29 protein-coding genes are annotated in these 26,312 nt (G+C 62.4%); 13 read left to right on the top strand and 16 right to left on the bottom strand.

Annotation, left to right across the window (positions count from 1 at the left end; translation table 11 throughout):
• Positions 1 to 61: 61 nt before the first annotated feature.
• Positions 62 to 1,816: a putative bifunctional diguanylate cyclase/phosphodiesterase gene (locus ACQ66M_RS07245; protein WP_430402820.1), complete on the top strand. Its 1,755-nt coding sequence runs from the start codon at positions 62 to 64 to the stop codon at positions 1,814 to 1,816.
• On the opposite strand, the gene ACQ66M_RS07240 is transcribed toward ACQ66M_RS07245, so the two are convergent.
• The 4 genes from ACQ66M_RS07240 to ACQ66M_RS07225 form a co-directional block, all read right to left on the bottom strand.
• Complete coding sequence (locus ACQ66M_RS07240; protein ID WP_430402818.1) at positions 1,813 to 2,349, bottom strand: GNAT family N-acetyltransferase; 537 nt, start codon at positions 2,347 to 2,349, stop codon at positions 1,813 to 1,815. The two genes, ACQ66M_RS07245 and ACQ66M_RS07240, sit on opposite strands and share 4 nt — an antisense overlap.
• Positions 2,346 to 2,762, bottom strand: coding sequence for a nuclear transport factor 2 family protein (locus ACQ66M_RS07235; RefSeq protein WP_350173152.1), 417 nt, complete (start codon positions 2,760 to 2,762; stop codon positions 2,346 to 2,348). Before ACQ66M_RS07235 ends, ACQ66M_RS07240 begins: the two co-directional genes overlap by 4 nt.
• Positions 2,759 to 3,178, bottom strand: a complete 420-nt coding sequence (locus ACQ66M_RS07230; RefSeq protein ID WP_430402816.1) for a hypothetical protein — start codon at positions 3,176 to 3,178, stop codon at positions 2,759 to 2,761. Before ACQ66M_RS07230 ends, ACQ66M_RS07235 begins: the two co-directional genes overlap by 4 nt.
• A 107-nt stretch (positions 3,179 to 3,285) precedes the next feature.
• Positions 3,286 to 4,341 carry an HpcH/HpaI aldolase/citrate lyase family protein gene (locus ACQ66M_RS07225; RefSeq protein WP_430402814.1) on the bottom strand — a complete coding sequence of 352 codons (1,056 nt, stop codon included), beginning with the start codon at positions 4,339 to 4,341 and terminating at the stop codon, positions 3,286 to 3,288.
• Between the two features lie 111 nt (positions 4,342 to 4,452).
• Between ACQ66M_RS07225 and ACQ66M_RS07220 the strand changes: the two genes are divergently transcribed.
• Complete coding sequence (locus tag ACQ66M_RS07220; RefSeq protein ID WP_350173146.1) at positions 4,453 to 4,626, top strand: YqaE/Pmp3 family membrane protein; 174 nt, start codon at positions 4,453 to 4,455, stop codon at positions 4,624 to 4,626.
• A 52-nt stretch (positions 4,627 to 4,678) separates the two neighbouring features.
• Here ACQ66M_RS07220 and ACQ66M_RS07215 read toward each other — a convergent pair whose 3' ends face one another.
• Both ACQ66M_RS07215 and ACQ66M_RS07210 read right to left on the bottom strand, forming a co-directional pair.
• Positions 4,679 to 4,912 (bottom strand): hypothetical protein, encoded by a 234-nt coding sequence (locus ACQ66M_RS07215; RefSeq protein WP_350173144.1) that lies wholly within the window; start codon positions 4,910 to 4,912, stop codon positions 4,679 to 4,681.
• A 72-nt stretch (positions 4,913 to 4,984) separates the two neighbouring features.
• Complete coding sequence (locus ACQ66M_RS07210; RefSeq protein WP_430402812.1) at positions 4,985 to 5,902, bottom strand: tyrosine recombinase; 918 nt, start codon at positions 5,900 to 5,902, stop codon at positions 4,985 to 4,987.
• A 90-nt stretch (positions 5,903 to 5,992) separates the two neighbouring features.
• Between ACQ66M_RS07210 and cysK the strand changes: the two genes are divergently transcribed.
• Positions 5,993 to 6,979 carry a cysteine synthase A gene (gene cysK, locus ACQ66M_RS07205; RefSeq protein WP_430402810.1) on the top strand — a complete coding sequence of 329 codons (987 nt, stop codon included), beginning with the start codon at positions 5,993 to 5,995 and terminating at the stop codon, positions 6,977 to 6,979.
• Positions 6,980 to 6,982: 3 nt separating this feature from the next.
• Here the strand turns inward: cysK and ACQ66M_RS07200 are convergent, their stop codons facing one another.
• Both ACQ66M_RS07200 and ACQ66M_RS07195 read right to left on the bottom strand, forming a co-directional pair.
• Positions 6,983 to 8,575, bottom strand: coding sequence for a hypothetical protein (locus ACQ66M_RS07200; RefSeq protein WP_430402808.1), 1,593 nt, complete (start codon positions 8,573 to 8,575; stop codon positions 6,983 to 6,985).
• On the bottom strand, positions 8,565 to 8,699 hold the full coding sequence (locus ACQ66M_RS07195) for a hypothetical protein (RefSeq protein ID WP_430402806.1): 135 nt from the start codon (positions 8,697 to 8,699) through the stop codon (positions 8,565 to 8,567). The genes ACQ66M_RS07200 and ACQ66M_RS07195 overlap by 11 nt, the downstream gene beginning before the upstream one ends.
• 108 nt (positions 8,700 to 8,807) lie before the next feature.
• Between ACQ66M_RS07195 and ACQ66M_RS07190 the strand changes: the two genes are divergently transcribed.
• From ACQ66M_RS07190 to ACQ66M_RS07180, 3 genes are read left to right on the top strand one after another with little or no spacing between them, the layout of a single operon-like run.
• Positions 8,808 to 9,380: a shikimate kinase gene (locus tag ACQ66M_RS07190; RefSeq protein ID WP_350173134.1), complete on the top strand. Its 573-nt coding sequence runs from the start codon at positions 8,808 to 8,810 to the stop codon at positions 9,378 to 9,380.
• On the top strand, positions 9,377 to 10,507 hold the full coding sequence (gene aroB / locus ACQ66M_RS07185; RefSeq protein WP_350173132.1) for a 3-dehydroquinate synthase: 1,131 nt from the start codon (positions 9,377 to 9,379) through the stop codon (positions 10,505 to 10,507). The genes ACQ66M_RS07190 and aroB overlap by 4 nt, the downstream gene beginning before the upstream one ends.
• Positions 10,508 to 10,532: 25 nt before the next feature.
• Entirely contained in the window at positions 10,533 to 11,795 is a 1,263-nt protein-coding gene (locus ACQ66M_RS07180; RefSeq protein WP_430402804.1) for an HlyC/CorC family transporter, read from the top strand.
• Here ACQ66M_RS07180 and ACQ66M_RS07175 read toward each other — a convergent pair.
• Entirely contained in the window at positions 11,775 to 12,119 is a 345-nt protein-coding gene (locus ACQ66M_RS07175) for a hypothetical protein (RefSeq protein WP_430402802.1), read from the bottom strand. The two genes, ACQ66M_RS07180 and ACQ66M_RS07175, sit on opposite strands and share 21 nt — an antisense overlap.
• Positions 12,120 to 12,193: 74 nt before the next feature.
• Entirely contained in the window at positions 12,194 to 12,469 is a 276-nt protein-coding gene (locus ACQ66M_RS07170; protein ID WP_350173126.1) for a BolA family protein, read from the bottom strand.
• A gap of 31 nt (positions 12,470 to 12,500) precedes the next feature.
• On the opposite strand from ACQ66M_RS07170, the gene ACQ66M_RS07165 reads away from it, so the two are divergent.
• Positions 12,501 to 13,124: a DnaJ domain-containing protein gene (locus tag ACQ66M_RS07165; protein WP_430402800.1), complete on the top strand. Its 624-nt coding sequence runs from the start codon at positions 12,501 to 12,503 to the stop codon at positions 13,122 to 13,124.
• A gap of 9 nt (positions 13,125 to 13,133) precedes the next feature.
• Positions 13,134 to 14,621: a glycerol-3-phosphate dehydrogenase gene (locus ACQ66M_RS07160; protein ID WP_430402798.1), complete on the top strand. Its 1,488-nt coding sequence runs from the start codon at positions 13,134 to 13,136 to the stop codon at positions 14,619 to 14,621.
• Here ACQ66M_RS07160 and ACQ66M_RS07155 read toward each other — a convergent pair.
• The gene (locus ACQ66M_RS07155) at positions 14,613 to 15,002 is read right to left on the bottom strand and encodes a DUF4345 family protein (RefSeq protein ID WP_430402796.1); all 390 of its coding nucleotides are present in this window, start codon (positions 15,000 to 15,002) and stop codon (positions 14,613 to 14,615) included. The genes ACQ66M_RS07160 and ACQ66M_RS07155 overlap by 9 nt on opposite strands.
• A gap of 160 nt (positions 15,003 to 15,162) precedes the next feature.
• On the opposite strand from ACQ66M_RS07155, the gene ACQ66M_RS07150 reads away from it, so the two are divergent.
• The 3 genes from ACQ66M_RS07150 to ACQ66M_RS07140 are packed head-to-tail and all read left to right on the top strand — an operon-like array spanning position 15,163 to position 18,872.
• Positions 15,163 to 16,149, top strand: coding sequence for a haloalkane dehalogenase (locus tag ACQ66M_RS07150; RefSeq protein ID WP_430402794.1), 987 nt, complete (start codon positions 15,163 to 15,165; stop codon positions 16,147 to 16,149).
• A 13-nt stretch (positions 16,150 to 16,162) separates the two neighbouring features.
• A complete protein-coding gene (locus ACQ66M_RS07145) occupies positions 16,163 to 17,188 on the top strand; it encodes a glutathione S-transferase family protein (RefSeq protein ID WP_430402792.1) in 1,026 nt (341 codons plus the stop codon).
• A 19-nt stretch (positions 17,189 to 17,207) separates the two neighbouring features.
• Positions 17,208 to 18,872 carry a sulfatase gene (locus tag ACQ66M_RS07140; protein WP_430402790.1) on the top strand — a complete coding sequence of 555 codons (1,665 nt, stop codon included), beginning with the start codon at positions 17,208 to 17,210 and terminating at the stop codon, positions 18,870 to 18,872.
• 6 nt (positions 18,873 to 18,878) lie between these two features.
• On the opposite strand, the gene ACQ66M_RS07135 is transcribed toward ACQ66M_RS07140, so the two are convergent.
• Genes ACQ66M_RS07135 through ACQ66M_RS07120 form a run of 4 tightly spaced genes read right to left on the bottom strand, consistent with a single transcriptional unit; the run spans position 18,879 to position 22,358 of the window.
• The gene (locus tag ACQ66M_RS07135) at positions 18,879 to 19,511 is read right to left on the bottom strand and encodes a TetR/AcrR family transcriptional regulator (RefSeq protein WP_430402788.1); all 633 of its coding nucleotides are present in this window, start codon (positions 19,509 to 19,511) and stop codon (positions 18,879 to 18,881) included.
• A complete protein-coding gene (locus tag ACQ66M_RS07130) occupies positions 19,508 to 20,596 on the bottom strand; it encodes an MBL fold metallo-hydrolase (RefSeq protein ID WP_430402786.1) in 1,089 nt (362 codons plus the stop codon). The genes ACQ66M_RS07135 and ACQ66M_RS07130 overlap by 4 nt, the downstream gene beginning before the upstream one ends.
• Positions 20,593 to 21,063 (bottom strand): DUF1330 domain-containing protein, encoded by a 471-nt coding sequence (locus tag ACQ66M_RS07125; protein WP_430402784.1) that lies wholly within the window; start codon positions 21,061 to 21,063, stop codon positions 20,593 to 20,595. Before ACQ66M_RS07125 ends, ACQ66M_RS07130 begins: the two co-directional genes overlap by 4 nt.
• A gap of 23 nt (positions 21,064 to 21,086) precedes the next feature.
• Positions 21,087 to 22,358 (bottom strand): DsbA family protein, encoded by a 1,272-nt coding sequence (locus ACQ66M_RS07120; protein ID WP_430402781.1) that lies wholly within the window; start codon positions 22,356 to 22,358, stop codon positions 21,087 to 21,089.
• A 190-nt stretch (positions 22,359 to 22,548) separates the two neighbouring features.
• Here ACQ66M_RS07120 and ACQ66M_RS07115 point away from each other — a divergent pair, with 190 nt between their 5' ends.
• The gene (locus ACQ66M_RS07115; protein ID WP_350173105.1) at positions 22,549 to 23,538 is read left to right on the top strand and encodes a complex I NDUFA9 subunit family protein; all 990 of its coding nucleotides are present in this window, start codon (positions 22,549 to 22,551) and stop codon (positions 23,536 to 23,538) included.
• A 224-nt stretch (positions 23,539 to 23,762) separates the two neighbouring features.
• On the opposite strand, the gene ACQ66M_RS07110 is transcribed toward ACQ66M_RS07115, so the two are convergent.
• Positions 23,763 to 24,611 carry an undecaprenyl-diphosphate phosphatase gene (locus tag ACQ66M_RS07110; protein ID WP_430402779.1) on the bottom strand — a complete coding sequence of 283 codons (849 nt, stop codon included), beginning with the start codon at positions 24,609 to 24,611 and terminating at the stop codon, positions 23,763 to 23,765.
• Between the two features lie 251 nt (positions 24,612 to 24,862).
• On the opposite strand from ACQ66M_RS07110, the gene ACQ66M_RS07105 reads away from it, so the two are divergent.
• Positions 24,863 to 26,308 (top strand): NAD(P)-dependent oxidoreductase, encoded by a 1,446-nt coding sequence (locus ACQ66M_RS07105; protein WP_430402777.1) that lies wholly within the window; start codon positions 24,863 to 24,865, stop codon positions 26,306 to 26,308.
• Positions 26,309 to 26,312: the final 4 nt, after the last annotated feature.

The raw sequence follows: 26,312 nt of genomic DNA, 5'->3' as shown, positions 1-26,312 counted from the left end.
ATATTCACTGAATATCTGTTCAGGAACAGCTGCAATTGCCCCCCGGAAAGCGAATCAGCGCTTGAACAAGAAGAGATTCCTCAGCCGGATTTTCGGCACCATGACCATTCCGGCCTTCGCGGGCATGGCGGGAATTGCCATGACGCTGGTCATTTTTGCCGTCCTTCTGGCGATAGAGATCGGTTATCGCGTCTTCTTCATGGGTCTGCATTTTACCGAACTGCCAAATCCCCCGGTGGTACTGTTCGTCGAGATCATCGTGGCCCTGGCATGTGCTGGCGGGGTTGCCTATTTCGCGGCTGCCAGGTTTCGAAAATCGCTCGATCGCTTTAACCTCTATCTCAATGATGCGCGCGGGGATGGCGAGACCGACCTTGGTGACGTGCAGTTTGCCGAACTGCGCCGGCTGCGTGCGGGCGTGACCCGCACGGTCGGGAAACTGCGCCGCGAGAACGCCCTTCTGCGTGAAACGGCCTTTGTCGATCCGCGCACGGGCCTGGCGAACATGATTGCGATCGACCGGGCCATCGCGGCGACGCTGGCCCGGGCGACGTTCGAGGCGCCGGCCGCCCTGATCATGCTGGACCTTGACCGGTTCACGCGGGCAGCCGAACAGGTGGGCAGCTATGCGAGCGAGGCCCTGCTGGCACAGGCGGGCATGCGCCTGAAAGCGGAGCTGGGCGGGATCAGCGGCCCGTCCGGCGCCGCGCTGCGCGAGGCGACCATTGCGGCGCTGCAGGCTGACGAATTCGCCGTCTACATGCCGCATGCCATCAGCCGGGAGCATGTTGCCACGATCGCCCGGGCTATTCGCCAGGCATTTGCCGCGCCGTTTGAACTGAACGGGCAATCCATCAGCCTTGGCATTTCCGGCGGCATCGTGATGGCCCCCGAGGATGCCGACAGCACGCAGAAGCTGTTCCGTCATGCCGAACTGGCGCTGCGCCTTGTGCGCGACGAGGCAACGTCCGGCTTCCGCTTCTTCACGCCGCGCCTGACCCGCGTGGCGCGCGGCAAGTACAAGCTGGAAGACGAATTGCGCGAAGCCGTGGCCAATCGCGAATTCAAGGCCGTGTTCCAGCCCAAAGTGGACTTTCGCACCGGCAAGATTGTCGGCGCAGAGGCGCTGGCCCGCTGGCGGCGCCACAATGGCAAGATCATATCACCTGCAGCATTCATTCCGCTGGCGGAAGAAACCGGTCTGATCAGCCAGATTGGCGAACAGATTCTCGAAGCGGCCTGCCAGTCGGCCCGGGTGTGGATGCGCGAGGGCCTTGATGTGTCCGTTGCCGTCAACGTTTCGCCGCGCCAGTTCGAAAAGGGCAACCTGACTGATACGGTCATGGACGTGTTGAAGCGCACAGGCCTGCACCCCAACCGGCTCGAACTGGAAATCACCGAAAGCATGGTGGTGGAGAGCCCGAGCAAGGTGGCCGAAGTCATGGGCCCGCTGCGTATGATGGGCATGAAGCTGGCGATTGACGATTTCGGCACTGGCCACTCGAACCTGTCCATGCTGACGCAATTGCCATTTGATGTGTTCAAGATCGACCGGCAATTCGTCTCCGCGCTGGAAGGCGACAAGCAGGCCCCGGCGATTGTCGAGATGATCCTCGCCATGGCCGAAACGCTCGGTCTGCAGACGGTTGCAGAAGGTGTCGAGACGGAGCGGCAGGCGGACTTCCTGCGCCGGCGCGGCTGTACAATGGGGCAGGGTTTCCTTTACAGCCCCGGCCTGCCGCATGGCGCCTTTCTGGATTTCCTGCGGGCGTTCCGCGCCAATCCCGCGCCATTGAGCACGCGCCAGGCCAGTTAATCTGAGGCGGCGCCTTCGCGGCGGAACACATTCAGCGGCTTGTCACGGTAGAGCGATTCGCACCAGAATGCGTATCCGGACTTTTGGGCAACGCGGCGTGAGGCGAGGTTGTCTCCATCTATGATGCAATGAGACGGACCCGGACGATGTTCGTCGAGCCAGGCGTGTATGGCGGCGACGGACTCGCTGGCATAGCCCTTGCCCCATGAATGCCTGTTGAAGGCCCAGCCGGCCTCGGGCCATTCGGACAGGTCCGGGTTCATGCCGCGCTTGAAATCGGCAAATCCGACTTCGCCGATGAATCGGCTGGAGGATTTTTCCACCGCGATCCAGTAGCCATAGCCTATGAGCGGCCACATGCCGCGCGACCGGGCCAGTGTGAACCAGACATCCTGCGGCGGACGTGTTGCGCCGCCAATATGGCGCACAACTTCTTCATCATTCCACATGGCAACGCAGTCTTCATAGTCGCTGGCCTGTTGCGGTCGCAGGATGAGGCGCTCGGTGATGAGCGTTGGCGGCTCGGTGATCATGCACCGCCCTTCATGCTGGCCAGCATGGCGCCCATGGCGGCATGCACTGTCTGGATGGCCTTCAGGGGCCGGACCATGACCTTGAAGTCCGTGATCTTGCCCTGGTCATCCCACTCGATCATGTCGACGCCGTTGACGCTGATGCCTTCCATCACGCATTCGAATTCGAGTACGGCCTTGTCGCCGCAATCGAAGATGCGCGTATAGTGGAACGTGTCACCGCCAAGGGTCTGCCCGGCGGCGGTGAGGTAGGCCATGGTGATGGCCTTGCCTTCCTGCGGCGTGTGTACGACCGGGCTGCGGAAGACGACATGTTCGGCAAGCTGGGCATCGAGACCCGCTGCATCATGGCTGCCTTCCATCCAGTCAAACCATTTCTGGAGATTTGGGGAATGGCCCTTCAGGCTGATCATTCGGCGCCCTCCGCGACAAGGGGCTTTCCGATCAGGTAACTGTCGGGCTGGTTGAAGCAGTCACCGCGAATGGCGACCCAGCCGCCGGGGAAATCCGGTTCGGTGAAAACGAGCTCGATGCGTCCCCAATTGTTTCGGGCTGCGCCTGTCTCGGGATCGGCGAGCGACACGCTGCAGGCGATTTCGGGCGGCAGGTCGTCTTCAATCCATATGCCCTCGAAGGCGCCGCGCCCTTCATATTGCTGCGCGAGACCTTCGATATAGGCAAGACCGCGTGCCTCACCATCCGCTGCGGGATAGGACAGGACGGCCTCTCCGGTGGGCAGTTCGCGTTCATAGACCACGTCGCCGATCTGCGAGGTCCAGACTTCGTCGGCCAGTGCAGCGCTGGTGCAGGCGAGTGCCGCTGCAGCCATCAGGGGTATCCTCAACATATCGTCCCACCTTTGTTCAGGCGGCCAGCAAGGAAATTCCTGCGCCGCGTGCCGAGGTTAGCACGCGTTTTGTGCAAGTTAAGAGGCAATCACCCATTATAGGCGGCGGCGAGGTCCGGGTCTTTCGAGGCGACGAGATCGGCCAGGTCGGCGATGACCTTGGCCTGTTTCCAGGTCGCATCATCCTGCATCTTTCCGTCGAGCATGGCGACGCCCGTGCCATCGGGCATGGCTTCGAGGATGCGGCGGGCGAATTTGACCTCTTCCGGATCCGGGCTGAAGACCCGCTTGGCGATGTCGATCTGGCCCGGGTGCAGGCTCCAGGCGCCAGAACAGCCGAGCAGGAAGGCGTTGCGGAACTGTTGTTCGCAGGCGTCGAGATCCGAGATGTCGCCGAACGGGCCGTAGAAGGCGTTGATGCCGGCCATGCGGCAGGCGTCGACCATGCGGGCAATCGTATAGTGCCAGAGATCCTGCTGGGCATTGGCACGGGCGCTGCCGTCTTCATGGGGGTCTTCCAGTACGCGGTAGAAGGGATGGCCGCCGCCGACGCGGGTGGTTTTCATCTTGCGGTCTGCGGCGAGGTCTGCCGGGCCGAGGCTGATGCCCTGCATGCGGGGGCTGGCGAGGGCGATCTGCTCGACATGGGCCATGCCCTGCGCGGTTTCGAGAATGGCATGGAAGAGGATCGGCCGCGACAGGCCTGCCCTGGCTTCGAGCTGGGCGACATACTGGTCGGCGAAGTGAATGTCCCAGGGGCCTTCGACCTTGGGCAGCATGATGACGTCGAGCTGGTGGCCGGCCTTGAGGACGAGTTCAGAGACGTCATCCTGGAACCAGGGCGAATTCAGCGGGTTCACGCGGCTCCAGAAGCCGGTTCCGGTGCCGCGCCAGTCATACATCGAGGCCATTTCGATGGCGCCGTCGCGCGCGGCGTCTTTGGCGTCTGCGGGAATGGCATCTTCGAGGTTTGCGAGAATGACATCGGACTTGGCGGCCATGGCCGGCGTCTTGGAGCGGACCTTTTCATTATGCCCGGGCACGAAATGGATCATGCGTTCCAGTCGTGTGGGCAGTTCCAGCATCGGGCTCGGGGCACCGATTGCCAGCGGCTTGAAAAAGTTCCGGGGTGTCTTCGCGCTCATGTTCATCTCCTCATCCGCCACAGGCCTAAGGCTGATGGTGCACTGCGTCAAACCGGAACAAAGCCGCACCCCGCCCGTTTGGTTGTTGAAGCCAACGCGAAGGAAACTCCCATGTCCCTGCTGACAATCCTGCTAACCATCTTCCTGCCGCCCGTCGCCGTTGCGATGAAAGAGGGCATAGGCGGACAATTCCTGATTAATGTCGTGCTGACACTGATCGGCTGGTTGCCCGGCGTGGTTCACGCCTTCTGGGTGAACTCTCGCGGCGGATCGGCTGTCACCTGAGGCGCCGCAAAATATCTGGTAAAGAGCCTGGCTGCCAAGCGCCGCCGGGCTTTTAGTCGTTTTCGGCGGGGATCTGCATCATCTGCGCTTCGGCATCGAACGCGCGGCGGAATATGAAGACAGACAGAACGGCTATGGCGGCGAGGTCAATCGCTTCGGCGCCCATTATCACGTATGTGCCAGCATGCATTTCCGACAGGATGGCCCAGACAGCCGTCGCTGACGTGATCAGCGCAAGCTCGGTGAGAAGCACGGTTGGAACGAGGGCCTTGAGAAAACGGTTCATCAGGAAAGCTCCGGCTGGATACAACGTGATATTGTCCCGCTTTCGCCCAAGCGCAATGGGCAATTATCAGGGTCAGCCCGGCCGGGCGAGCGGGTGGCTGGTTTCGAGCATCTCGGCAAGCTCGTCCGTCAGCACGTGTGTGTAGATCTGGGTTGTCGCGATATCGGCATGGCCGAGCAGGGTCTGGACGCTGCGCAGGTCTGCGCCGCCCTGCAGGAGATGGGTCGCATAGGCATGGCGCAGCGCGTGGGGATGCACGCGTGACGGGTTCAGTCCGGCGCTGACGGCAAGGACGTCGAGCATCTGGCCGAGGCGGCGGCGGGTCAGATGGCCCTGCTTGCCGCGCGACGGAAAGAGAAAGGGTTCTGCGCGGCCGCGGGCAAGGGTGCCTTCGGGCAGGCTGTCCTGGCGTACGGCGAGCCAGTCTGACAAGGCCGACAGGGCTGGGCCACCGAGTGGACAAAGCCGTTCCTTGCCACCCTTGCCGCGTATGATGATGTCCTGCGTGACCCATCGCGCGCCCTTGCGGCGCGGCAGGCTGCCGAGGGTGAGCGAGACGAGTTCCGAGGCGCGCAGGCCCGCGCCATAGAGGAGTTCGACCAGGCATTTCAGGCGCAGGTCATCCCCGCAGGCCGCTATCAGTCGGCCAAGATCTTCGCGCGAAAGGACATCCGGCACGTCGCGCGATGTCTTCGGACCATCAATCCTGGCGGTCGGATCGTCCCTGCGGTCACCCTCTTCGAACAGGAACCGGAAAAAGCGCCGCACCGCAGACAGTTTGCGGGCCGAGGTGGAGGCGGCCATGCCGCGCGCGGAAAGATCGGCCTGCCAGTTTGAGAGGTCGCGCCCGGTTGCAGACGTCAGGCTGGCGCCACAGAATTCCGATGCGTCGGCCAGATCGCGGGCATAGGCGTCCAGCGTATTGGCGGCCGCGCCGCGTTCGGCGCTCATCATTTCAAGGAAGGCTTCGATACGGGACCGGTCTGACATGGGACAAGCCTAACTGGCCTGTGTTAATGACGCCTCTATGAAGGGCTTCGCCAGGTGCGGCCCCTGAGACCGGCAGGACAGGAGAGCAGGATGAGTGGAACATTGGATTTTAATGGTGTGATGCTGGATGCGCCGGGGCGAGGGCGGATTTACGGATCGATACTGGAGACGGTCGGCAATACGCCCATCGTGCGCATTCCGCGCATCTCCGAAGAGGATGGTCTCAAGGCGACGCTGCTGCTGAAGCTCGAATTCTTCAATCCCCTTGCCAGCGTGAAGGACCGGATCGCCATCGGCATGGTCACGCAGCTGGAGAAGGAGGGGAGAATCGGTCCCGGCGCGACACTGATCGAGCCAACGTCGGGCAATACCGGTATCGGCCTTGCCTTTGTTGCCGCCGCGCGCGGCTATCGCCTGATCCTGACAATGCCGGAATCCATGTCGATCGAGCGCCGCAAGATGCTGGCGCTTCTCGGTGCGGAACTTCACCTGACACCGAAGGAAAAGGGAATGAATGGTGCGCTCGCCCGGGCGAATGAATTGCTGGCCGAGATTCCGGGCTCGGTCATGCCCAGCCAGTTCGACAATCCGGCCAATCCGGCGATCCATGACGTGACGACGGCCGAAGAGATCTGGCGGGACACGGGCGGCGCCGTGGACGTGGTTGTCTCAGGCGTAGGCACGGGCGGGACGTTCACGGGCACGGCCCGAACGCTGAAGGCGAAGAAACCGGGCCTGCAAATGTTTGCGGTCGAGCCTGAAGGCAGCCCGGTCCTGTCGGGCGGCGAACCGGGCCCGCACGTCATCCAGGGTATCGGCGCGGGGTTCATTCCGGCCAATATGGATGCGAGCCTGATGGACGGAGTGGTCCAGGTGTCGAACGATGCGGCCATCGCGAATGCGCGGCGGCTGGCGCGGACGGAAGGCATTCCGGTCGGGATATCGTCCGGTGCGGCGCTGACGGCGGGGCTCGACATAGCGAAACGGCCCCACATGGCGGGCAAGACGATCGTGACGATCATCCCGTCCTTTGCCGAACGTTATGTCTCGACCCTCCTGTTCGAAGGCCTTGGCTGAACGCTATCTGCCTGCGCGCCAGTAGCCGCTGGCCTCAAGTGCCAGGGCGGCTGCGGCGTCGCCGGCCCCGATCTCCTGCAGGGCCTTGCCGATCAGCGCGAGGTCGCCGGCGTCGAGTTTTGACGGGTCGCCGCGCGTGAGGGCGACACTGCCGAGAATGACTTCGCCCGCCGCGCCGGCATCGGCTGCAGCGAGAATGGCGAGGATCTGGCCCGGTTTCACGGCCTTGCCCGGCGCTTCACTGTCGGTTGCCATGAGGGCGCGGGCGGTCGGTGGCGGCGGGGTTCCTGCCACGGTCCACAGCGTGAAGACGCGGGCAGCGGCCCTGCGGTCATCCTTTGTGGCCGCGTCAGACACGAGTCGGGCGCCGATCTCGCTGGCGTCACCTGTTCCGGCCAGAACGGCGAGAGCGTCAATCATCGTGAGGTCGAAAGGGCGGGTCTCAGGGGGTTCGTCAAGGCTCGGGACCAGGGTCCAGAGTTTTGCCCCCTCCATGTCATTCGCAGCGATGGCGGCGCGGGCGAAGAGGCCGGCATGACCTGCGGTATCCCTGGTGAGGCTGAGCCTGGTGAGTTCGGGCGAGAGGACGGATGATGCGGCGGCAAAGCGGGCAGGACTGACCGCAGCGGCCTTGAGCGCGGCGGCAAGGGCGTCAGCGCGGCCATCCAGGGGCATGGCGGTGTTTCGCGCGGTCGCAATGGCGATTTCTATGGGTGTTTCGGGTGTGAAGTCAGGGTCTTCGAACAGGGAATCGAGGACCTGGCGCCAGGTGGCCACGTCGATCAGGCCGGCTTCTGCCGCGATGGCGGCCGCTTCGGCCCGCTTGGCATGGGGCAGGCCGGGGCGGGCGACCATGGCGGCGGCGAGGTCCGGACGGGCGGGTGAGAGGGGGGTGTCAGGGGGCGCGAGGGCGGCCTTGGCCGAGATGGCAAGGGCAATGCCGCTGTCATAGCGCGCCTCTGGCGGATTGGGCAGGTCCCCTGAGGCGGCGAAAACGGCCGAGGTCAGCCAGCGGTCATCCACGCCCTGGCTGGCGGCCATTTCGATGGCAAGCTCGGCGCCGGCCGTATTGTCGCGCAGGGCGGCGCAGACGGCGCGAAGCATGGCCCAATAGGCCCCTTCGCGCACCTCGCCGGTATTTTCGGCGCAGGCCATGGCTTCATTGCCGAGGGCGAGGTTGAGGTCGGTCGCGATCTCGTCGCTGTCGAGGCCGGGCGGGGGCGTGTCGAGCCGGGCCATCAGGCTGGCGGCCGGGCGGGCTTCGCCGAGTTCGAACAGGATCCGGGCGCGTTCGGCGAGGAGTTCAGCCGATTCGGCGCCCTGCGGGGCATTGGCCGGTGACAGGGCCATGCGGCGCAACAGCGTGCGCTCGGCGGGCGTGAGGGCCTGTGTTGGCACGTCGCGCATCATCGGCAGCAGCGTTTGCGTGCTGGAAGCGCGCCACATCGATGCGGGAAGGGCCGGCTCGCCGGCCTCGAGGAAGCCCATGCCCCATGGATCGACCATTTGCAGGCCCGAATCCTCGATCTGGGCATTGGCAGACAGGCAGAACGCTGCTGCGCCGGCGAGACAGGCCGGCCAGAGCCTAGAGAACACCCTCTACCTCCATCCGCACTTCGCCATCGGCGGGCTTGTTCTTGACGGCCTGCTGGCCAAGCCACCAGGTGGCGATCAGGCCGAGAATGACCAGAATGCCGAGAATGATTAGGTATTTGCGCATAAGATAAGCACCCCTGGGTCGAATTCACTTCTGCATCGGCCCTTGACCGATTGCTCACATGGTTCCGTCTCTATAGGAATTGGTCTGAATAGTGAATGAAAGCCTTTCATGCCCGCTGACAGCGACAGTCCTGCGAAAACCGATCATCCGGCGCCCGCCTATGCGTCCCGGACCATCGCGCTTGTTGGATTGATGGGGGCGGGCAAGTCCACGGTGGGACGGCGGCTGGCCGAGCGCCTGGGGCGCAAATTTTATGACAGCGACCATGAGATCGAGAAGGCGGCGGGCCTGTCCGTGGCCGATATCTTCACGCTGCATGGCGAGGATGATTTCCGGCGCGGCGAACAGAGAGTGCTGGAACGCCTGCTGGGCGAGGAACCGCACGTTCTGGCCACGGGCGGCGGCGCTTACCTGAATGCGCAGACGCGTGACCTGCTGCGCGAGAAGGCGGTCACGATCTGGCTGAATGCCGACCTGGAAACCCTGTGGCGCCGCGTGCAGAAGAAGAATACACGGCCGCTGCTGCGGCGCGCCGATGCCAGGCAGGTGCTGGAAAACCTTTTGATCGAGCGCGAGCCGATCTATGCGCAGGCCGATCTGGTTGTTTACAGCAAGGAAGGCCCGCACGGCACGACCGTGAATGCGATCCTGAAAGCCCTCAAGTCATGGGAGCCCGCATGAGCGAGACCCTTTCCGCCCCTGAAACTGTCCGCGTGAACCTTGGCGCGCGCAGCTATGACATTCTTGTCGGTCATGGCGCCCTGTCCGAACTGGGCGGGCGCCTGTTGCCGCTGCTGAAGCGCAAGCGTGTGTTCGTGCTGACCGACGAGACCGTTGCCCGCCTGCACATGGACGCGCTCAAGGCGGCGCTTCGGCCCAGCGGCATCGAGACGGATGTCATGGCACTGGCACCGGGCGAGCAATCGAAATCCTTTTCCAACCTTGAGGGCATCCTCGACTGGTTGCTGGGCGCTGGCGCAGATCGCAGTGACGTGCTGATCGCATTTGGCGGCGGCGTGATAGGCGATATTGCCGGCCTGTCTGCCAGCCTGATGAAGCGCGGCATGAGCTTTGTCCAGGTGCCGACGACGCTGCTGTCCCAGGTGGACAGTTCCGTGGGCGGAAAAACGGCCGTAAACACGCCGCGCGGCAAGAACATGATCGGCGCCTTCTACCAGCCGCGCTTCGTGATTGCCGACACGGCCCTGCTGGGCAGCCTTCCGGCCCGCGACCTGCGCGCCGGATATGCCGAAGTGCTCAAGTACGGCCTGATCAATGATCCGGCCTTTTTCGACTGGCTGGAGGCGCATGGCGCAGATGTGCTTGCACTCAGGCCTGACGCGATCCAGCAGGCCGTGGCGACATCCTGCCGGGCCAAGGCCGCGGTCGTGGCAGAGGATGAAACGGAAGGCGGCGTCCGTGCCCTGCTGAATCTTGGCCATACGTTCGGCCATGCGGTGGAGGCGGCCAACGCGTATCGCGCTGACGTGCTGCATGGTGAGGCGGTAGCGCTGGGCATGGTTCTGGCCTTCCGCTATGGCGCGTCGCAAGGCATCACCGCGCCAGCCATTGCTGAAAAGGTTGCCAGTGTGATTGCAGCCTCCGGCCTGCCGGTGGAACTATCCAAACTGCCGGGCGGGCCGTATGAGGCGGCACAGCTGGCGGAACTCATGAAACAGGACAAGAAGGCGCGCGGTGGCCGCGTCCCGCTTATTCTGGCAAGGGACATTGGCCAGTCCTATATTCATCCCGACGCTGACCTCGCTACCGTGGCGGCGTTCCTGGCGGGCGAACTGGAAAAGGCGTGAGGGTCACCTCCGAACAGAACAAAATATGGTAATCGGATACATTATCGCAATCGTGGTATTGCTGGGCATGTCGGGATTCTTCTCGGGATCCGAAACCGCGCTGACGGCAGCCTCCCGTGCGCGGATGCACCAGCTTGAAAAGGAAGGCGACAAGCGCGCCGCCGCAGTGAACCGGCTGATTGCCAATCGCGAGCGGCTGATCGGGTCGATCCTGCTGGGCAATAACCTGGTTAACATTCTGGCGTCAGTGCTGGCGACCTCGCTGTTCACGCTCCTGTTCGGGCAAGGCGGGCTGGCGCTGGCCATGGCGACCGGGGTGATGACGATTCTGGTGCTCGTGTTCTCCGAAGTGCTGCCAAAGACCTATGCGATCACGCGGACGGATTCGATGGCCATGTCAGTGGCCCGCCCGATCGGCATACTGGTGCTGGCCGTTTCGTGGATTGTGAGCCTGATCCAGGCCATCGTGATGATGACGCTGAAAATCCTGCGACTGTCGACGCCCGCCGACGCCGTGACCGCAGAAGAGGAAATCCGCGGCGCGATCGACCTGCATGCGTTCGAGGGCGGTGTGAATGCAGCAGACCGCCTGCGCCTTGTCGGCGCGCTGGACCTGAAGGAACTCACGGTCGAAGACGTGATGATCCACCGCAAGAACATAAAGATGCTGAACGCGGACATGGAGCCGCGTCAGATCGTGATGAAGGCGCTGGCCAGCCCGCATACGCGCTTGCCGCTCTATCGCGGCGAGAAGGAAGAGATCGTTGGCATCCTGCATGCCAAGGACCTGTTGCGCGCGGCGCTGCCCCTGGGCGGTGATCTGTCGTCGCTGGACCTGGAGGGCATCCTGCGCAAGCCGTGGTTCGTGCCGGAGACGACGCCGGTGCAGGACCAGCTGGACCTGTTCCTGTCAAAGCGCAGCCATTTCGCGCTGGTTGTTGATGAATATGGCGAACTTCAGGGCCTGATCACGCTGGAAGACATTCTCGAGGAGATCGTCGGCTCGATTCATGACGAGTATGACGTGGCCGTACAGGGCGTTCGCCCGCAGCCGGACGGATCAGTGAATGCCGATGGCTGGGTGCCTATCCGTGATCTCAACCGGGCGACGGGTTGGGAATTGCCGGATGATGAGGCCGTCACGGTGGCTGGCCTGGTAATTCACGAGGCCCAGACAATTCCCGAGCCGGGCCAGAGCTTTGTCTTTCATGGCTATCGCTTCAATATCCTGCGGCGCCAGCGCAATCAGGTGACCGGGCTGAACATCTCAGAAATTGAAACCACCTGATCCATCCTGCTTGGTTGCATAGATCGCGCTATCCTGTGGCTGGTCGCATCCATTGACCTTCAGCCACTCCTTTTCGCGTTCTGACACGATACTGGCGGAATCCGGGTCGGGGTCGCCCATGGAGATCACGGCAAAGGATGTGCGGTAGGCGGCGATATCGTGCGATACGGGCACGAAGACGACATCACGATCGCCCGAGCAAACCGTTTGCTGGATTTTCAGCAGCAGAGGCATGTCGAGATACCCGCGCGGGGTTTCTGCGCTGGCGAGACCAGCCGCCAGGAGGCAGGCAGTGCCGCCTATTATGCGTTTCAATTCCATCATCACCCGTTCTCCTCGACGGTTAGAAGAGCAAACGATTGATTCGAAATCGGGTTCCCTGATGGAGGAAAAGAGACTTATTGTGGCATTTTCGCCTGAATGGAGAGTGCGTGCAGGCCGGAATCGAATTCTTTTTGCAGCACCATCATCACGGCGCGCTGGATCTGCACGCGGGACAATCCTGCGAAGGCATGTGACGTAATCTCTATATTATAGTGGGTTTCCCCGCCCGGTGCGGCCCCTGCATGACCGGCATGGCGGGCGCTGTCATCGACAATGTGGAGGTGTTCGGGCTCGAACGCCTCTGTCAAAAGATCACGAATTCGCGAAGTTCTGTCACTTGGTTGTGGCATGTTTACCTTCAACTCCATATTATGCCTCGCTATGTCAGATTCAGACCCCTTCAGCTACCGCGTCAAGTTCACCGACATCCGGATAAAGCCCCCTGCCGAGGAAACCTCGAAAGCGCGGGCCCGGAAAACGCGTGTCTGTGAACACCCCGACTGTGAACTGGAAGGCGCCTTCCCTGCGCCCAAGCGAGGTGGCAAGGGCAAGGTGCATTTCTGCCAGACCCATATCACTGAATATAATCGCAGCTTCAACTTCTTTGAAGGCATGTCTGCCGCCGAGGCCGCCTCGTTTACGCGCTCCGAACGCTATGGTCACAAGCGGACATGGAAATTCGGGACAGGCCCGATGGCCGGCAAGAAGGCCGCAACCAGCCATGATCCCAGAAACTGGGCCGGACGCGGCTTTTTCAATGTCGACGACACGGGCGCTGCGGAAAAGGGCGCCATGGCGCGCCGGACAGCCATGCAGGTGCGGGCGCTGAACGAGCTTGACCTCGAGGCCGATGCCAAGCCGGCGGATATCCGCGCACGCTATGCGGAATATGTCCGCAGGTTCCATCCCGATTCCAATAAGGGCGACCGGTCGTCTGAGCACAAGCTGCAACGGGTGATCCGGGCCGGCAAGCTGCTCAAGGCGGGCGGGTTGATGAAGGACTAGGGCAGGGTCGTGCACGATCTCCTGGTCATTGGCGGCGGCATCAACGGTGCAGGCATCGCACGCGATGCGGCGGGGCGCGGTCTGAAAGTCGTTCTGTGCGAAAAGGATGACCTGGCCGCGCATACGAGCTCTGCCAGCACCAAGCTGATCCATGGCGGCCTGCGCTATCTGGAGCAGTATGATTTCGCGCTGGTACGCAAGGCACTGATCGAGCGGGAAATCCTGTTGCGGGCGGCGCCGCACATCATCTGGCCGATGCGGTTTGTCCTGCCCTACGACAAGGATTTGCGACCGGCCTGGCTGATCCGCCTGGGACTGTTCCTTTACGACCATCTTGGTGGGCGCAAGATGCTGCCCCCGACCCGGACGCTGCGGCGGAAGAAGACCAACCGGCTGGACCCGCTGCGCGAGGAGTTCCGGCTGGCGTTCGAATATTCCGACTGCTGGGTCGAGGATTCGCGGCTGGTCGTACTGAACGGCGTCGATGCGCAGGCACATGGCGCTGACGTCCTGACGCGGACGGCCTGCGTGGGCCTTGCGCGCCATGCCGAGCATTGGGAAGCGACATTGCGCGGCCCTGATGGCGACAGGACTGTCATGGCGCGGGCGGTGGTGAATGCGGCTGGCGGCTGGGTGGATGAGATTCTCGGACTGGCTGAGCCGGGCACCGCGCAGCAGAACCTGCGCCTCGTAAAAGGCAGCCACATCATCGTGCCGCGCTGGCATGAGGGCGACTACGCCTATTTCTTCCAGAATGGCGACGGCCGGATCATGTTCGCCATTCCGTATGAGCGCGGCGAATTCACGCTGATCGGCACAACGGATGTTCCCTATGAGGCGAGCAGGGACGCGGTGGTCATCAGCCAGGAAGAGATCGAGTATCTCTGCGCCGGGGCGAGCGAATATTACAAGCGGGCGATCACGCCCGCCGATGTCGTGGAAACCTATTCGGGTGTGCGGCCACTTTATGATGACCATGCCGCGAACGCATCCAAGGTGACACGCGACTATGTGCTGAATTGTGACCGAACTGGCGGGGCGCCGGTCCTGTCAGTGTTTGGCGGCAAGATCACGACCTATCGCGAACTGGCCGAGCATGCGCTCAAGGAACTCGCGCCGGACTTTCCGGGCATGACGAAACCCTGGACAAAAACGGCCAGCCTGCCCGGCGGCGATATTCCGGGCGCAGATTTTGAGGCCTTCCTGCACGGATTGTCGCTGCGCCAGCCATGGATGGAACAACGTCTGCTGCGCCGTCTTGCGCGCGCCTATGGCACGCGGGTGGATGAACTGCTCGGCACGGCCAAGAGCATGGCTGAGCTGGGCCGGGACTTTGGCGGCGGCCTGTATGAAGCCGAAGTCACCTATCTGATGCGCCATGAGTTCGCGCAAACCGCAGAGGACATCCTGTGGCGCCGCAGCAAGCTGCGCCTGCATCTGAGCAAGATGCAGCAGGCCGGCCTTGAGACATGGCTGGAGAGCCGGGTGTCAGCCTGACGGGCCGCGCTGGCCAAGCTGGCGGGCGCCGAGCAGCAAGAGGCCTATCAGGACAAGTTCGATTATCACCGGCTGAGCGATGCCGGGCGGCGGGCCGTCGACAATGATGCCGATGAAGCGCCCGAACACGGCCAGACCGAATACAAGTGCAGATCCGTAAAGCCAATGGGCCTGGCCGCGGAAAAGCGCGAGCGCGCAGGCGGTGAAGTTGACGAGGAAAAAGGCGGCGAGGTCTGCCCGCAGCGAATTCTCGCCAAGGGCGTCGATGCCGGCAAGGCCGAGCGCCGAGCCAGCCCGTGCCGGATCCGCCCAGAAAAGCAGGCCCATGGCCAGCGAAAAAAGTCCGGCGAGCGCCACGCCCACCCGTGCAATCCAGATCATGTCATCCTCCCGGTACGGGCCCTGTTATCTGCCCGCTTCTGTGCACATAGAGGCGGCATTCTGGTCATAAGTACAGACCACGTGCATTCGCTCAACGCGCTTGATCTATTGACAGTATAGCTGCCAATATCATAAGTCTAGGAAAAAGGGAGGACGCGCAATGGACGTGCTGAGGACGCCGGAGACCCGTTTCGAAGACCTGAAAGATTATGCGTTTGCTGCGCATTATCAGGACGTGCAGGCGCAGGATGGCACATTGCTGCGTATGCATTATGTCGATGAGGGGCCGCGGGATGGCGATCTCATCCTTTGCCTGCACGGACAGCCGAGCTGGAGCTATCTCTATCGCAAGATGATCCCGATCCTGGTCGATGCAGGTTACCGGGTCATCGCCCCGGACCTGATCGGGTTCGGCAAGTCCGACAAGCCAGGATCAATCGACGATTACACCTATGCCGGCCATGTTGACTGGCTAAACCAGTTTCTCGTCGCGCTGGACCTGAATGAATTGACCCTGGTGTGCCAGGACTGGGGTGGCTTGCTGGGTCTTCGCGCCGTCGGCGACCAGCCCGGGCGGTTCAAGCGCCTGGTGATTGCAAATACCGGCCTGCCCGATACGACCACGCTGACTGATGATATCTCGGGCATGCTGGGGAAGATGTATCCGATGGTGCCCGTTCCGACTGCTGCCATGGTTCAGGAGCAATTCGCCGGCGGTGCGCCCGGCGCTTTTCTCTATTGGGTAAAATATTGTGCCGAGGCGCCTGATTTTTCCGTGCGGGATGTGTTCGGGCTGTTGTCCAGCATCTCCGACCAGGCCGTGCTCGACGGCTATGAGGCCCCATTCCCGAATAGTGACTATGTTGCCGGTGCCAGGAAATTCCCGTCATGCGTTCCTTTACTGCCGCAACACAAGGCCGACCGGCTTGCAGGCGACGCTGCCTGGGCCGTGCTGGAGGCGCGCAATTATCCCGTACTGACGGCGTTCAGCGATGGTGACCCGGTGACAAAGGGCGGCGAGCAGGCTTTCATCCGGCGGCTTGGCAATGTGAAAAATGTGACGATCAGGGGCGCTGGCCATTTCCTGCAGGAAGACCAGCCCGAAGCGCTTTCGCGTGAAATCATTGCTTTCATCAAGGAAACATGAGGGTTCCACGACCATGACCGAACCGCTGGAACTGATGGGCGCGCCCGGGTCGCCATATACGCGCAAGATGGTCGGGCTGCTGCGCTATCGCCGCATTGCATACCAGGTGAACTGGACAGCGGGCCGTCCGCCGAGGCCTGGGCATCCGGTGCCGAAAGTACCGCTGCTGCCGACATTCTACTTTCCGGACGGCGCCGGCGGCCTGATGGCGGTGACGGATTCAACCCCGATCATTCGGCGTCTGGAGCGTGACCATGCCGGGCGTTCGGTCATTCCGGCAGATCCTGTCCTGTCATTCCTGAATGACCTGATCGAGGATTATGCCGACGAGTGGCTGACCAAGGCCATGTTCCATTTCCGGTGGGCCCACAAGGCCGATCATGACAATGCCGGTCCGCTGCTGATCTACTGGTCGCAGAACGGGCTCGATGCGGATGCTGCCATGCAAATGTCCGAAAAGATATCGAAGCGACAATTCGACAGGCTCTACGTGGTCGGATCAAATGAGGTGACGGCGCAGACAATTGAATCCTCCTATGAGCGGCTGGTCGGCATACTTGATGCCCTTTTGCAGATACGGGGTTTTGTCCTTGGTGCGCGGCCATCATCGGCAGACTTTGCGCTGTATGGCCAGTTGACCCAGCTGGCGATTGTGGAGCCGACATCTGCGGCCATCACGGTGGCGCGTTCGCCGCGCGTGCGGGCCTGGGTGGACCTGATGGAAGACCTGTCCGGCCTCGATCCGCAGCCAGACGACTGGTTCGGGGCAGACGAAGCGCGCGAAGCGCTCGGGCCCCTGCTGGCAGAGATTGGCCGTGTCTATGCGCCCTTCCTGCGGGCCAATGCCGAAGCGGTCATGGCAGGCGAGACGCAGTTCGAGACGGAGATCGATGGCCGCGCATGGATACAGCCAAGCTTTCCCTATCAGGCCAAATGCTTGAAATGGCTTCGTGAGGGATATGACGGCCTGTCTGGGAATGAGCGTGGATCGGTTGACGCGCTGATTGCCGGAACAGGGTGTGACGCATTATTTACCTGAAGCCGGGGAGGCGAGGTTCATGTTGAAGAAACTGGCGATTGGCCTTGTTGTCGTGCTGCTGGCCGCAGGCCTTGGCGGCTTCCTGAACCGCAAGGCGATCATACTTTATGTCGCGACCCATAGCGGGCGGGTCGAGGTGGCCGGTCCGGTCGAAATTGCGTGGGACAGGGGACCGGAAACGGCGGAAATGGTCGCAGCAGACCGGCCGCCAAATATTGTGTTCATCCTGGTCGATGATCTTGGCATCAATGATCTCAGCACATTTGGCGGCGGTGTGGCCGGCGGGCGCGTGCCGACGCCGCATATCGACAGGCTGGCGGCTGACGGCGCACTTTTCACGCAGGCTTATGCGGGCAATGGCACATGCGCGCCCTCGCGGGCCATGCTGATGACCGGGCGCTATCCGACGCGCACGGGTTTCGAGTTCACGCCGACGCCCCCCGGGATGGGGCGGATCGTCTCGATGTTTGCCAATGACATGGATCGCGGGGCGCTGCCGCCGATCGATTACAATCGTGACGCTGCTGATGATGCCGTGCCGTTCCCGGAGATGGGTCTGCCGGGATCGGAAGTGACGATTGCCGAAGTGCTTAAGGACCAGGGCTATCACACTGTCCATATCGGCAAGTGGCATCTTGGCCGCAGCGCGGAATCGAACCCGAATGCACAGGGCTTTGACGAAAGCCTGCTGATGGCGAGCGGGCTCTACCTGCCCGAAGACGATCCGGATGTCGTCAACGCGAAACTCGACTTTGATCCGATTGACACATTCCTCTGGGCGCGGATGCAGTTTGCCGCTGCGTTCAACTCGGGCGAATGGTTTGAGCCGGGCGGTTACCTGACGGACTACTGGACGGATGAAAGCCTGAAAGTGATTGAGGCCAATCGGAACCGGCCCTTCTTCCTCTATCTGGCGCACTGGGGCGTTCATACGCCGCTGCAGGCGACGCGGGAAGACTATGACGCCGTGGGTGATATCGCGCCGCACCGCCTGCGTGTCTATGCTGCCATGCTGCGCGCGCTTGATCGCAGCGTTGGCGAGATAACGGCGAAGCTGGAGGCAGAGGGCCTTGCTGAGAATACGATTATCGTGTTTTCCAGCGACAATGGCGGGGCTGGCTATGTCGGACTGCCCGAGATCAACCAGCCCTATCGCGGCTGGAAGATTACGCTGTTCGAGGGTGGCATCCGTGTACCGATGTTTGTCAAATGGCCGGCCAGGATTGCGCCGGGGACAAGCGTGGACACCCCGGTCGCGCATATCGACGTGATGCCGACACTGGCCGCAGCGGCAGGCGCGCGCCTGCCGGAGGGTGTGGAGATCGATGGCCGCGACATGCTGCCGGGTGCCATGGGTACCGGCACCATCAGGCATCCGGATGATGCGCTGTTCTGGCAAAGCGGTTATTACCGTGTTGTGCGGGCGGGTGACTGGAAATTGCAGTTGGACGGACGCCAGGGCAAGAGCTGGCTGTTTGACCTTGCCAACGACCCGACCGAGCAGGCCAATCTTGCCGGAGCGCGGCCGGACAAGCTGTCGGAACTGCAGGCCCTGCTTGATGCGCACCAGGAAGGCGCGGTTTCCCCCCTTTATCCGTACACGCTGGAATCAGCCATCGTGATCGACAAGACGCAAGCTGAGTCGGCTGGTCCCGGCGACGAATATGTCTGGTGGCCCAACTGAGGCCGCCTAGCGAGGCCCGGTTGGCGCGCCTTCAGTCAGGCGCTCGACCATGAACAGCATGATGGCCTCAGCGTCTTCGGAGGTCAGTCCCTGATCCTGCCGCAGGCGGCGCCAGGTCTGGAAACCGGTGGCCGCTTCGAGTGCGGCGATCAGGCGTTTATCGGACACGACGTGTTTCGGCAGGATGGCCTTGAGGCTTTCACGCTCAAGGATCAGGCCGCGCCTGTATTCGTCCATCAGGAAGCGCGACTGGAAGCGGCGCAGATTGGCCGAGACGCGAAGCGGAAATATGCGCTCAAAGACATCGGCCCTTCTGCGGACCAGTTCTGCGAGGCGTTCGGTCCAGTCCGTGGAGACGTAGGGCGCCAGGACGATGGGCATCACTTCTGACTGGATCTGTTCAGCCATCTCGCCGAACAGGCTGTCCATGTCTTCAAACAGGCGGAACACGGTGCGCTGGCCGACGGCGGCTCGCTCTGCGACCCGTGCGGCGCTGGGGTTCATGTCGCCTTCGCGGATCAGCGTGAAGAGCGCCTCGATGATCTGTGTCCGGCTGCGTTCGCTGCGCAGGCGCCGCCCGTCCGAGGGATCGTCATTGGCCTGCAGGCCCGGGAATGGGGTGATTTTCGATTCCGTCATTTGAACCCGTCATGGCGATTGATGGCGTCGCTGCCAGCCGGAAGGCTGAACACCATGCCGTCTTCCGACACGGTGATCCTGCCGTCAAACGCCTTCTTCGCATCGCGCACATAATAATCATTGAGCAGGCGCGAGGGCAGGGGCGGAATCGTGTGATAGAAGACGAGTTGCCGCGCGCCGGCTTCGCTGGCCGATCGGGCCGCATCCACGGGCGGTGCGTGATAGGTCAGGATGTCATCCAGGATCTGCGCGAGGTGATCTGCGCCCCTGGCGGCTGCAGCGTCATGCATGGCGCCGACCATTTCCGGGTCCAGGGCTTCATGGAACAGGAGATCGACACCTTCGGAGACGGCCACGAGGTTTGGATCATAGATCGTGTCGCCGCTGAACACGACTGAGCGGTCCTTGTAATCGACGCGGTAGCCGAAGGCGGGTTCGACGGGGGAGTGGCTAACGGAGAACGCGGTGATCTTCAGCCCGCCATCATCGAGGACGACCTGTCTTGAACCGGGGCCTGCAGGCAGCGTGATGGTTTCCCCCGCGCCGCCCCGGCCGGCGGGATTGGCAATTGTGGCGCCGTGATGCGCGGTCCGGAATGTACCGTCGATCCGGTAGGCGGCGTTGAAGCCATCGACAACTTCATCGACCCCGCGCGGTCCGGAGACGGGGAGTGGCGCGGTGCGCTGGCCATTGACCCAGGCCTGCATCAATAGCTCGCCCAGCCCGTCCATATGGTCTGAGTGCAAATGCGTCAGGTATACCCGTTCCGTACGTCCGAGCGGGAAGCGCATACGCGAGAGGTTGCGCGTTCCGCCGGAGCCGGCATCGAAGACGAATGCGCGATCGCCTGCGATCAGGCCGAGGCATGGGCCTGCGCGCATCGGGTCTGGCAGGGGCGTACCGGCGCCGCACATGAAAACATGCAGCCCGTCAGGCAGCTCTGCGCTTGCGTCGCGTCCGACATTGGCCTCGACGGCGTTCCGAAACGCTGCTTCGGCGATCTGGATCCTGAAGACCTGAAAACCGATCAGGGCGACAAGGATCAGACTGGCAATACCAATCAGACTGCGCACGAGCCATTTCATGATGCATCTCCTTTTGCGCCCGCGAGCATTGCGATGAAGGGCGAGTCCTTTCCGCCTTCAGGCGTGACGGTCTCAATATTCAGCTGGCCTTTCAGCCCGGCCGCGCGGTGCACGGCAATCTGGCGCCATTCATTCGAAAGGGACATTCGCACCATGGCGGCGCGGTCGGGATACATGGCGATGGCGACTTCGTCCCAGAGTTCCTCCACCTGTCCGAGCGCAAGGAAAGTCACGTCGCCTGCGAAGAGGCCCTGACCGCCAAATCGGGGCAAAAGCTCCGTCACGGCGCGGCCATATATCATGTAGGCGTCCCGCCCCGAGAGGTCTGTCTCGCGTCCGTCTTCATATTCTGCCTTGTCCTTGAATTTCAGCAGGTTGACCATGAAGATCGGACCGTCAGGGCCTTTCTCCAGCAGGGCCTGCATTCGCGACGGATCCGCCGGGAAAACTTCATTGATAACCTGCATCGTGTTTCCTCTTTTCCCTTTGGTCAGCTCTGTGGCTGCTTCAGTTCATCCTCGATCAGCCAGAGCCTGTCCTGGCCCCAGGTCGAGACGTGTCCGACGCGGAAACTGGGCACGCCCCAGATTCCGAGATCCATCATCTCTGTGCGATTGGCTTCAGCTTCCTGGCGCCAGTCATCATTGCCAACGAGATCTCGGGCAAACTGCCAGTCAAGTCCGGCGGCCTCGACGATCTGGTTCATCCCCTTGTCAGAGCCTGCATCCACGCCGCGCGACCAGACATGCGTGAGGAAGGCCTCACAATATTCAATCCCGCGCCCCTGTTCACGGGCCCACGGCAGGAGGGAATAGCCGCGCTCGACGGGCCGTCCGACGGGATCAGCGATGCGTCCGAACGGCACACCAAGACGGCGCGCCTCGCGCGCGGTATCGAGCGTTATATAGCTGCTCTTCATGCGGGGCACGGGCAGGCCGCGCATGACCATTGGCAGGACGAAACGAAGCTTCAGGTCGGCGCCATACGCTTGCGCCAGGGCCTTTGCGCGGGCAGCGGCAATATAGGTGTAAGGGCTGCGGAAGGAGAGATAGTAATGGAGTTCCCGTCCTGTCTGAGGAGCGGTGCCGGATGGCACGGCAGGCGGCGCAAAGATGGGCGCGTCAGCGGCTAGTGGCTTGCGGACGCCGAGTTCTGTCAGGCGGGCTTCCAGATAGTGAAGCCGGTCGATACCCCAGTACCATTCGCCGCCATAGTAGAATGTGGCGCCGAGATAGTGACCCAGTGTGTCGCGGCGCGCGTCACCGGCAGCCGTAAGGCTTGTTGGGCCAGTATCAATGGATGGAGCCGGACGGCCTGACCAGTATGCCTCGCCAATCCGGGGTGCCCTTGCCGCAAATGCTCCATCAGCGATGGCTGCAGCAAGCGCTGCTTCAGCAAGATGGCATTGTTCCGCAGCGGGCTGCGCGCCGGGATCCTTGAATGACAGGCCCGCCTTCCGCGCGAGCCTTTCCGCGTCGCGGCGGGAATAGGATTCCAGGCGTTCGCGCTCGGGCGCGGCCCAGTCTGGTGGCGGCCCGACCAGATGGACCTTGATGACAATGTCGAAGCGCTCAGCGACATCGGCAATCACCTGCGCGGCCAGGTGGGAATAGGGATCGTCTGTCTGATGGAAATATTCGACCAGATGTGGGGCGCCAGCGGCAATACGATTGCGCTCGGCTTTTGCGCGCCGGGCCAGCAGCCTCGATTCGCCGGTCAGGTGTTCCGCGATACGGGAAACAAGCGCAGGCTTGAGTGACACGTTTTTCCAACGCCTTTCCGGATCGATCCAAAGCAACTAATGACATACTTTATGCCATAACATTTTCATGCGGGCAACGCCTATCGGATCATGGCTGCCGGTTCGCTCTTGCCGCATGGACATAAACAGGCGCGTATGATCAAAGGCGGCAAGGTTAAATCCGGTGCGTCCGGCAGATGAGAAGCGTGACATGACCAGAGGTTTGGTGACCATATTCGGGGGCTCGGGCTTTATCGGGCGCTATGCGGCGCGCACGCTCGTGGAAAAGGGCTATCGGGTCCGCGTGGCCTGCCGGCATGTGAATACAGCAGCAGACGTGCGCCTGGCGGGCGCGCCAGGCTGGGTGGACATTGTCCAGGCGAATATCCGCAACCGGGAATCGATCGAGCGCGCGCTGGATGGCGCTGTCGCGGTCGTGAACCTTGTCGGCATCCTGTTCGAGAGCGGCAAGCAGAGTTTCGAATCGGCACAGCGCGACGGCGCGGCGCTGCTCGCCGAAGTTGCGGCAGAAAAGGGCATCAGGACGTTCGTTCAGGTGTCAGCGATTGGCGCGGACACCGAGTCCAGGTCCGGTTATGGGCGCACCAAGGCCGAGGCCGAGCTTGCGGTGCGCAAAGCCGTCCCGACCGCGACGATCCTGCGGCCATCGGTCGTGTTCGGGCCCGAAGACGGTTTCTTCAACAAATTCGCCCAGATGACACGCTTCGCGCCGGCCTTGCCTGCGATTGGCGGCGGCAGGACCCGCTTCCAGCCCATCTATGCAGGCGATGTCGCCGATGCGATTGCACTGGCCGTTGATCTCCAAGCAGCGGCCGGCAAGACGTTTGAGCTGGGCGGACCGCGGACTTACACGTTCAACGAGATCTACGATTTCATCCTGAAGCAGGTGGGCCGTCGCCGGTTCAAGATTTCGCTGCCTTTCTTCATCGCGCGCCCCTTGGGCTATCTGACCGGGGCTGTGTGGCGTTACATTCCACCTTTCTCCTGGGGCATGCTCGGCGAGCCGCCCATCACGGGTGATCAGGTCGAGATGCTGAAGTCTGACAATGTCGTGGCCGAAGGCGCCCTGACGGCCAGCGATCTGGGTCTGACCCGACTGGAGTCGATCGAGTCGATTGCGCCGACCTATCTCTGGCGGTTCCGTCCGTATGGCGAGTTCAGCAAGCCGGTCGACGCCTGAGAGGACGAGACGCCAACTGCTACAACCTGAATGAGACCCGAATGGAAATGCCCGCAAATTGCCCGATATGCGCCGCGATGCGCGCCTGATTGGTGGCGGAAATAAGGGTCTCGCAGGCGTTCGGGGACGCACGGCGCGGGACGGGCAGCACGCGGCAGGAGGCTCACACCCCTTGCGACGCGTGTTGCTTTGTTTGGTCTTCAAGATACGTCAAGCCCACGTGCCTAGAAGAGGCCCAGCGCCGGTGTCGTCAGGATCAGCGCGATGCCGAGGGCAAACCGGTAGATCACAAATGGCAGGAAGCTCATCCGTCGAAGGATGGCCATGAGGGCCGCGATGGAAGCGAGGCCGGTGATGAACGCGACGCCCGCGACAATCATACCGTCCTGCAGGGTGACCAGGCCGCCTTCGGGGGCGTCCATCAGCCCCAACGCGCCATAAAGGCCCGCGGCGGCGAGGATCGGCGCGCCGATCAGCATTGAGAATCGAGCAGCCTCTGCGCGCTCATAGCCGAGGGCCCGCGCGGCCGTCATTGTGATGCCGGAACGACTTGTGCCGGGGATGATGGCGGCAATGGCCTGCGTTGCACCGATGAGGATGGCATGCCAGACCGTCATGTCCGCCTCGGTGCGATTGCGGGCCCCGCGCGCATCGGCCCACCAGAGAAGCGCGCCGAAGAAAATGGTGGCACCGGCGACCGTATAGGCGCTGCGAAGTGCGTCCTGCGCTTCGGCGGGAAGAACTGTCTCATACAGGGCGGCCACGACGAGCGCGAAGGGTGTCGCCACCAGGATGCAAAGGGCGAGGCGTGCGCCAGATGACAGCGGCCTGCGAGTGACCGGCGCAGCGGCGAGCTCGAAGCCGCCGACGACGGCACTGGCGACATCCTTACGGAAATAGACCAGCATCGCCGCGAGCGTGCCGAGATTTGACACGGCGTTGATCAAGAGCTCATCGCGGCCTTCGAGCCCGAAATAGCCGGATGCCAGCAGGACATGGGCCGATGACGAAATCGGCAGCCATTCGGTGAACCCCTGAAGGGTCGCGATGATAATCAGCTGGAGAAGGGACATGGCGGCCTCATAGCGCGGAACGGCTGTTTTAGGCCGCGCAGTGCATATCGGCTAGTCCCGTTTGCCGCCCAGCGGCACGCCGCAGAAGAATATCAACATGATACACATCATCGTTAATGGTCAAGCCAGAATGCGTGAGTGCATGCGATTGCAGTTATTGAAATATCATATTGATACATTACTGGCTGTTTCACACTTGTCGGCAGCGTCACGGTGGGTGTAGATGGCGGAACGAATGAGTGGAGGTCAGTATGGCCGAAAAGATGCTGAAATTTATCAAGGTTGAACGGCAGATGCCGGCGAAGCGCGCGGCTGACGCGCGGGCGACCGACTTTGAGGAAATCTATTCCGAGTTCAGCCGCAAGGCAGCAGGCGAACAGGCGGCACGCTGTTCCCAGTGTGGCGTCCCGTTCTGCCAGCAGGGCTGTCCCCTCTCGAACAATATTCCCGACTGGCTGAAACTGTCGGCTGAAGGGCGCCTTGAGGAGGCCTGGGAGGTCTCGTCGGCAACCAACAACATGCCGGAAATCTGCGGCCGCATCTGCCCGCAGGATCGTCTGTGCGAAGGCATCTGCACGATTGAGCAGTCGGGCCATGGCACGGTCACGATCGGGTCAGTCGAGAAATTCATTACGGACACGGCCTGGGAAAAAGGCTGGATAAAGCCCATCGTCCCGCCACGTGAGCGCGCGCAGTCCGCTGGCATCATCGGCGCTGGTCCGGGCGGCCTCGCGGCGGCTGAGCAGCTGCGCCGCAAGGGCTACCAGGTCACTGTATATGACGCCTATGATCGCGGGGGCGGCCTGCTGGTTTACGGAATTCCCGGCTTCAAGCTCGAGAAGCCGGTTGTCGCCCGCCGGATCAAGCACCTGGAAGACAGCGGCATTACGTTCAGGTTCAACACGCGCGTCGGTCAGGACGTCACCCTGCAGGAATTGCGCAAGACGCATGACACGCTGCTGATTGCCACAGGCGTCTATCAGGCCAAGGATCTGAAATGCCCCGGCGTTGGCGCCAGCGGCGTTTATGCTGCGCTTGACTACCTGACGGCCTCAAACCGCAAGAGCTTCGGCGACGCCGTCGAAGAATTTGACGACGGCACACTGAACGCTGACGGCAAGCGCGTCGTCGTGATCGGCGGCGGCGACACGGCGATGGACTGTGTGCGCACGGCGATCCGTCAGGGCGCAAAATCCGTGACATGTCTCTATCGCCGGGACCGGGCGAACATGCCCGGCAGCCAGCGCGAAGTGGCCAATGCCGAGGAAGAGGGCGTCGTATTCGAATGGCTGGCGTCGCCTGAAGCCATCCTCGACACCAAGGCTGGCAAGGTGAAAGCCGTTCGGGCGTCGAAAATGAAGCTTGGCGAGCCCGATGCGTCCGGCCGCCAGAGCCCGGTCAAGACCGGCGAGACGATGGACGTGAAAGCGGACATGGTGATCAAGGCACTGGGCTTTGATCCGGAAGACCTGCCGGTTCTGTTCGGCGAGCCAGCGCTCACCGTGAATCGCTGGGGCGCCGTGCGCGTGGATTATGCGACCATGGAGACGAGCCTTCCAGGCGTCTTTGCGGCGGGTGATATTGTGCGCGGTGCCTCGCTCGTGGTGTGGGCGATCAAGGATGGCCGCGACGCAGCCGAGGCGATGCACAGGGCAATGAAGGCGGCTGAGAAAGCCGCGAAAGTGGCGGCGGAGTAAGACC

Origin of the sequence: Hyphomonas sp. (assembly GCF_965284475.1) — a bacterium.
Classification (GTDB): domain Bacteria; phylum Pseudomonadota; class Alphaproteobacteria; order Caulobacterales; family Hyphomonadaceae; genus Hyphomonas.
Note: the sequence above shows the minus strand (reverse complement) of the source record. Positions and strands in the feature narration are given on the sequence as shown.

Coding starts and splice junctions, on each gene's coding strand:
- ACQ66M_RS07220 (WP_350173146.1), top strand. CDS start 4,453: ATGTCCCTGCTGACAATCCTGCTAACCATCTTCCTGCCGCCCGTCGCC.
- ACQ66M_RS07130 (WP_430402786.1), bottom strand. CDS start 20,596: ATGAAATGGCTCGTGCGCAGTCTGATTGGTATTGCCAGTCTGATCCTT.
- ACQ66M_RS07190 (WP_350173134.1), top strand. CDS start 8,808: ATGCCCGCTGACAGCGACAGTCCTGCGAAAACCGATCATCCGGCGCCC.
- ACQ66M_RS07115 (WP_350173105.1), top strand. CDS start 22,549: ATGACCAGAGGTTTGGTGACCATATTCGGGGGCTCGGGCTTTATCGGG.
- ACQ66M_RS07140 (WP_430402790.1), top strand. CDS start 17,208: ATGTTGAAGAAACTGGCGATTGGCCTTGTTGTCGTGCTGCTGGCCGCA.
- ACQ66M_RS07195 (WP_430402806.1), bottom strand. CDS start 8,699: ATGCGCAAATACCTAATCATTCTCGGCATTCTGGTCATTCTCGGCCTG.
- ACQ66M_RS07155 (WP_430402796.1), bottom strand. CDS start 15,002: ATGATCTGGATTGCACGGGTGGGCGTGGCGCTCGCCGGACTTTTTTCG.
- ACQ66M_RS07180 (WP_430402804.1), top strand. CDS start 10,533: ATGGTAATCGGATACATTATCGCAATCGTGGTATTGCTGGGCATGTCG.
- ACQ66M_RS07165 (WP_430402800.1), top strand. CDS start 12,501: ATGTCAGATTCAGACCCCTTCAGCTACCGCGTCAAGTTCACCGACATC.
- aroB (WP_350173132.1), top strand. CDS start 9,377: ATGAGCGAGACCCTTTCCGCCCCTGAAACTGTCCGCGTGAACCTTGGC.
- ACQ66M_RS07230 (WP_430402816.1), bottom strand. CDS start 3,178: ATGGCTGCAGCGGCACTCGCCTGCACCAGCGCTGCACTGGCCGACGAA.
- ACQ66M_RS07125 (WP_430402784.1), bottom strand. CDS start 21,063: ATGCAGGTTATCAATGAAGTTTTCCCGGCGGATCCGTCGCGAATGCAG.
- ACQ66M_RS07110 (WP_430402779.1), bottom strand. CDS start 24,611: ATGTCCCTTCTCCAGCTGATTATCATCGCGACCCTTCAGGGGTTCACC.
- ACQ66M_RS07105 (WP_430402777.1), top strand. CDS start 24,863: ATGGCCGAAAAGATGCTGAAATTTATCAAGGTTGAACGGCAGATGCCG.
- cysK (WP_430402810.1), top strand. CDS start 5,993: ATGAGTGGAACATTGGATTTTAATGGTGTGATGCTGGATGCGCCGGGG.
- ACQ66M_RS07225 (WP_430402814.1), bottom strand. CDS start 4,341: ATGAGCGCGAAGACACCCCGGAACTTTTTCAAGCCGCTGGCAATCGGT.
- ACQ66M_RS07170 (WP_350173126.1), bottom strand. CDS start 12,469: ATGCCACAACCAAGTGACAGAACTTCGCGAATTCGTGATCTTTTGACA.
- ACQ66M_RS07175 (WP_430402802.1), bottom strand. CDS start 12,119: ATGATGGAATTGAAACGCATAATAGGCGGCACTGCCTGCCTCCTGGCG.
- ACQ66M_RS07145 (WP_430402792.1), top strand. CDS start 16,163: ATGACCGAACCGCTGGAACTGATGGGCGCGCCCGGGTCGCCATATACG.
- ACQ66M_RS07240 (WP_430402818.1), bottom strand. CDS start 2,349: ATGATCACCGAGCCGCCAACGCTCATCACCGAGCGCCTCATCCTGCGA.
- ACQ66M_RS07150 (WP_430402794.1), top strand. CDS start 15,163: ATGGACGTGCTGAGGACGCCGGAGACCCGTTTCGAAGACCTGAAAGAT.
- ACQ66M_RS07215 (WP_350173144.1), bottom strand. CDS start 4,912: ATGAACCGTTTTCTCAAGGCCCTCGTTCCAACCGTGCTTCTCACCGAG.
- ACQ66M_RS07135 (WP_430402788.1), bottom strand. CDS start 19,511: ATGACGGAATCGAAAATCACCCCATTCCCGGGCCTGCAGGCCAATGAC.
- ACQ66M_RS07210 (WP_430402812.1), bottom strand. CDS start 5,902: ATGTCAGACCGGTCCCGTATCGAAGCCTTCCTTGAAATGATGAGCGCC.
- ACQ66M_RS07235 (WP_350173152.1), bottom strand. CDS start 2,762: ATGATCAGCCTGAAGGGCCATTCCCCAAATCTCCAGAAATGGTTTGAC.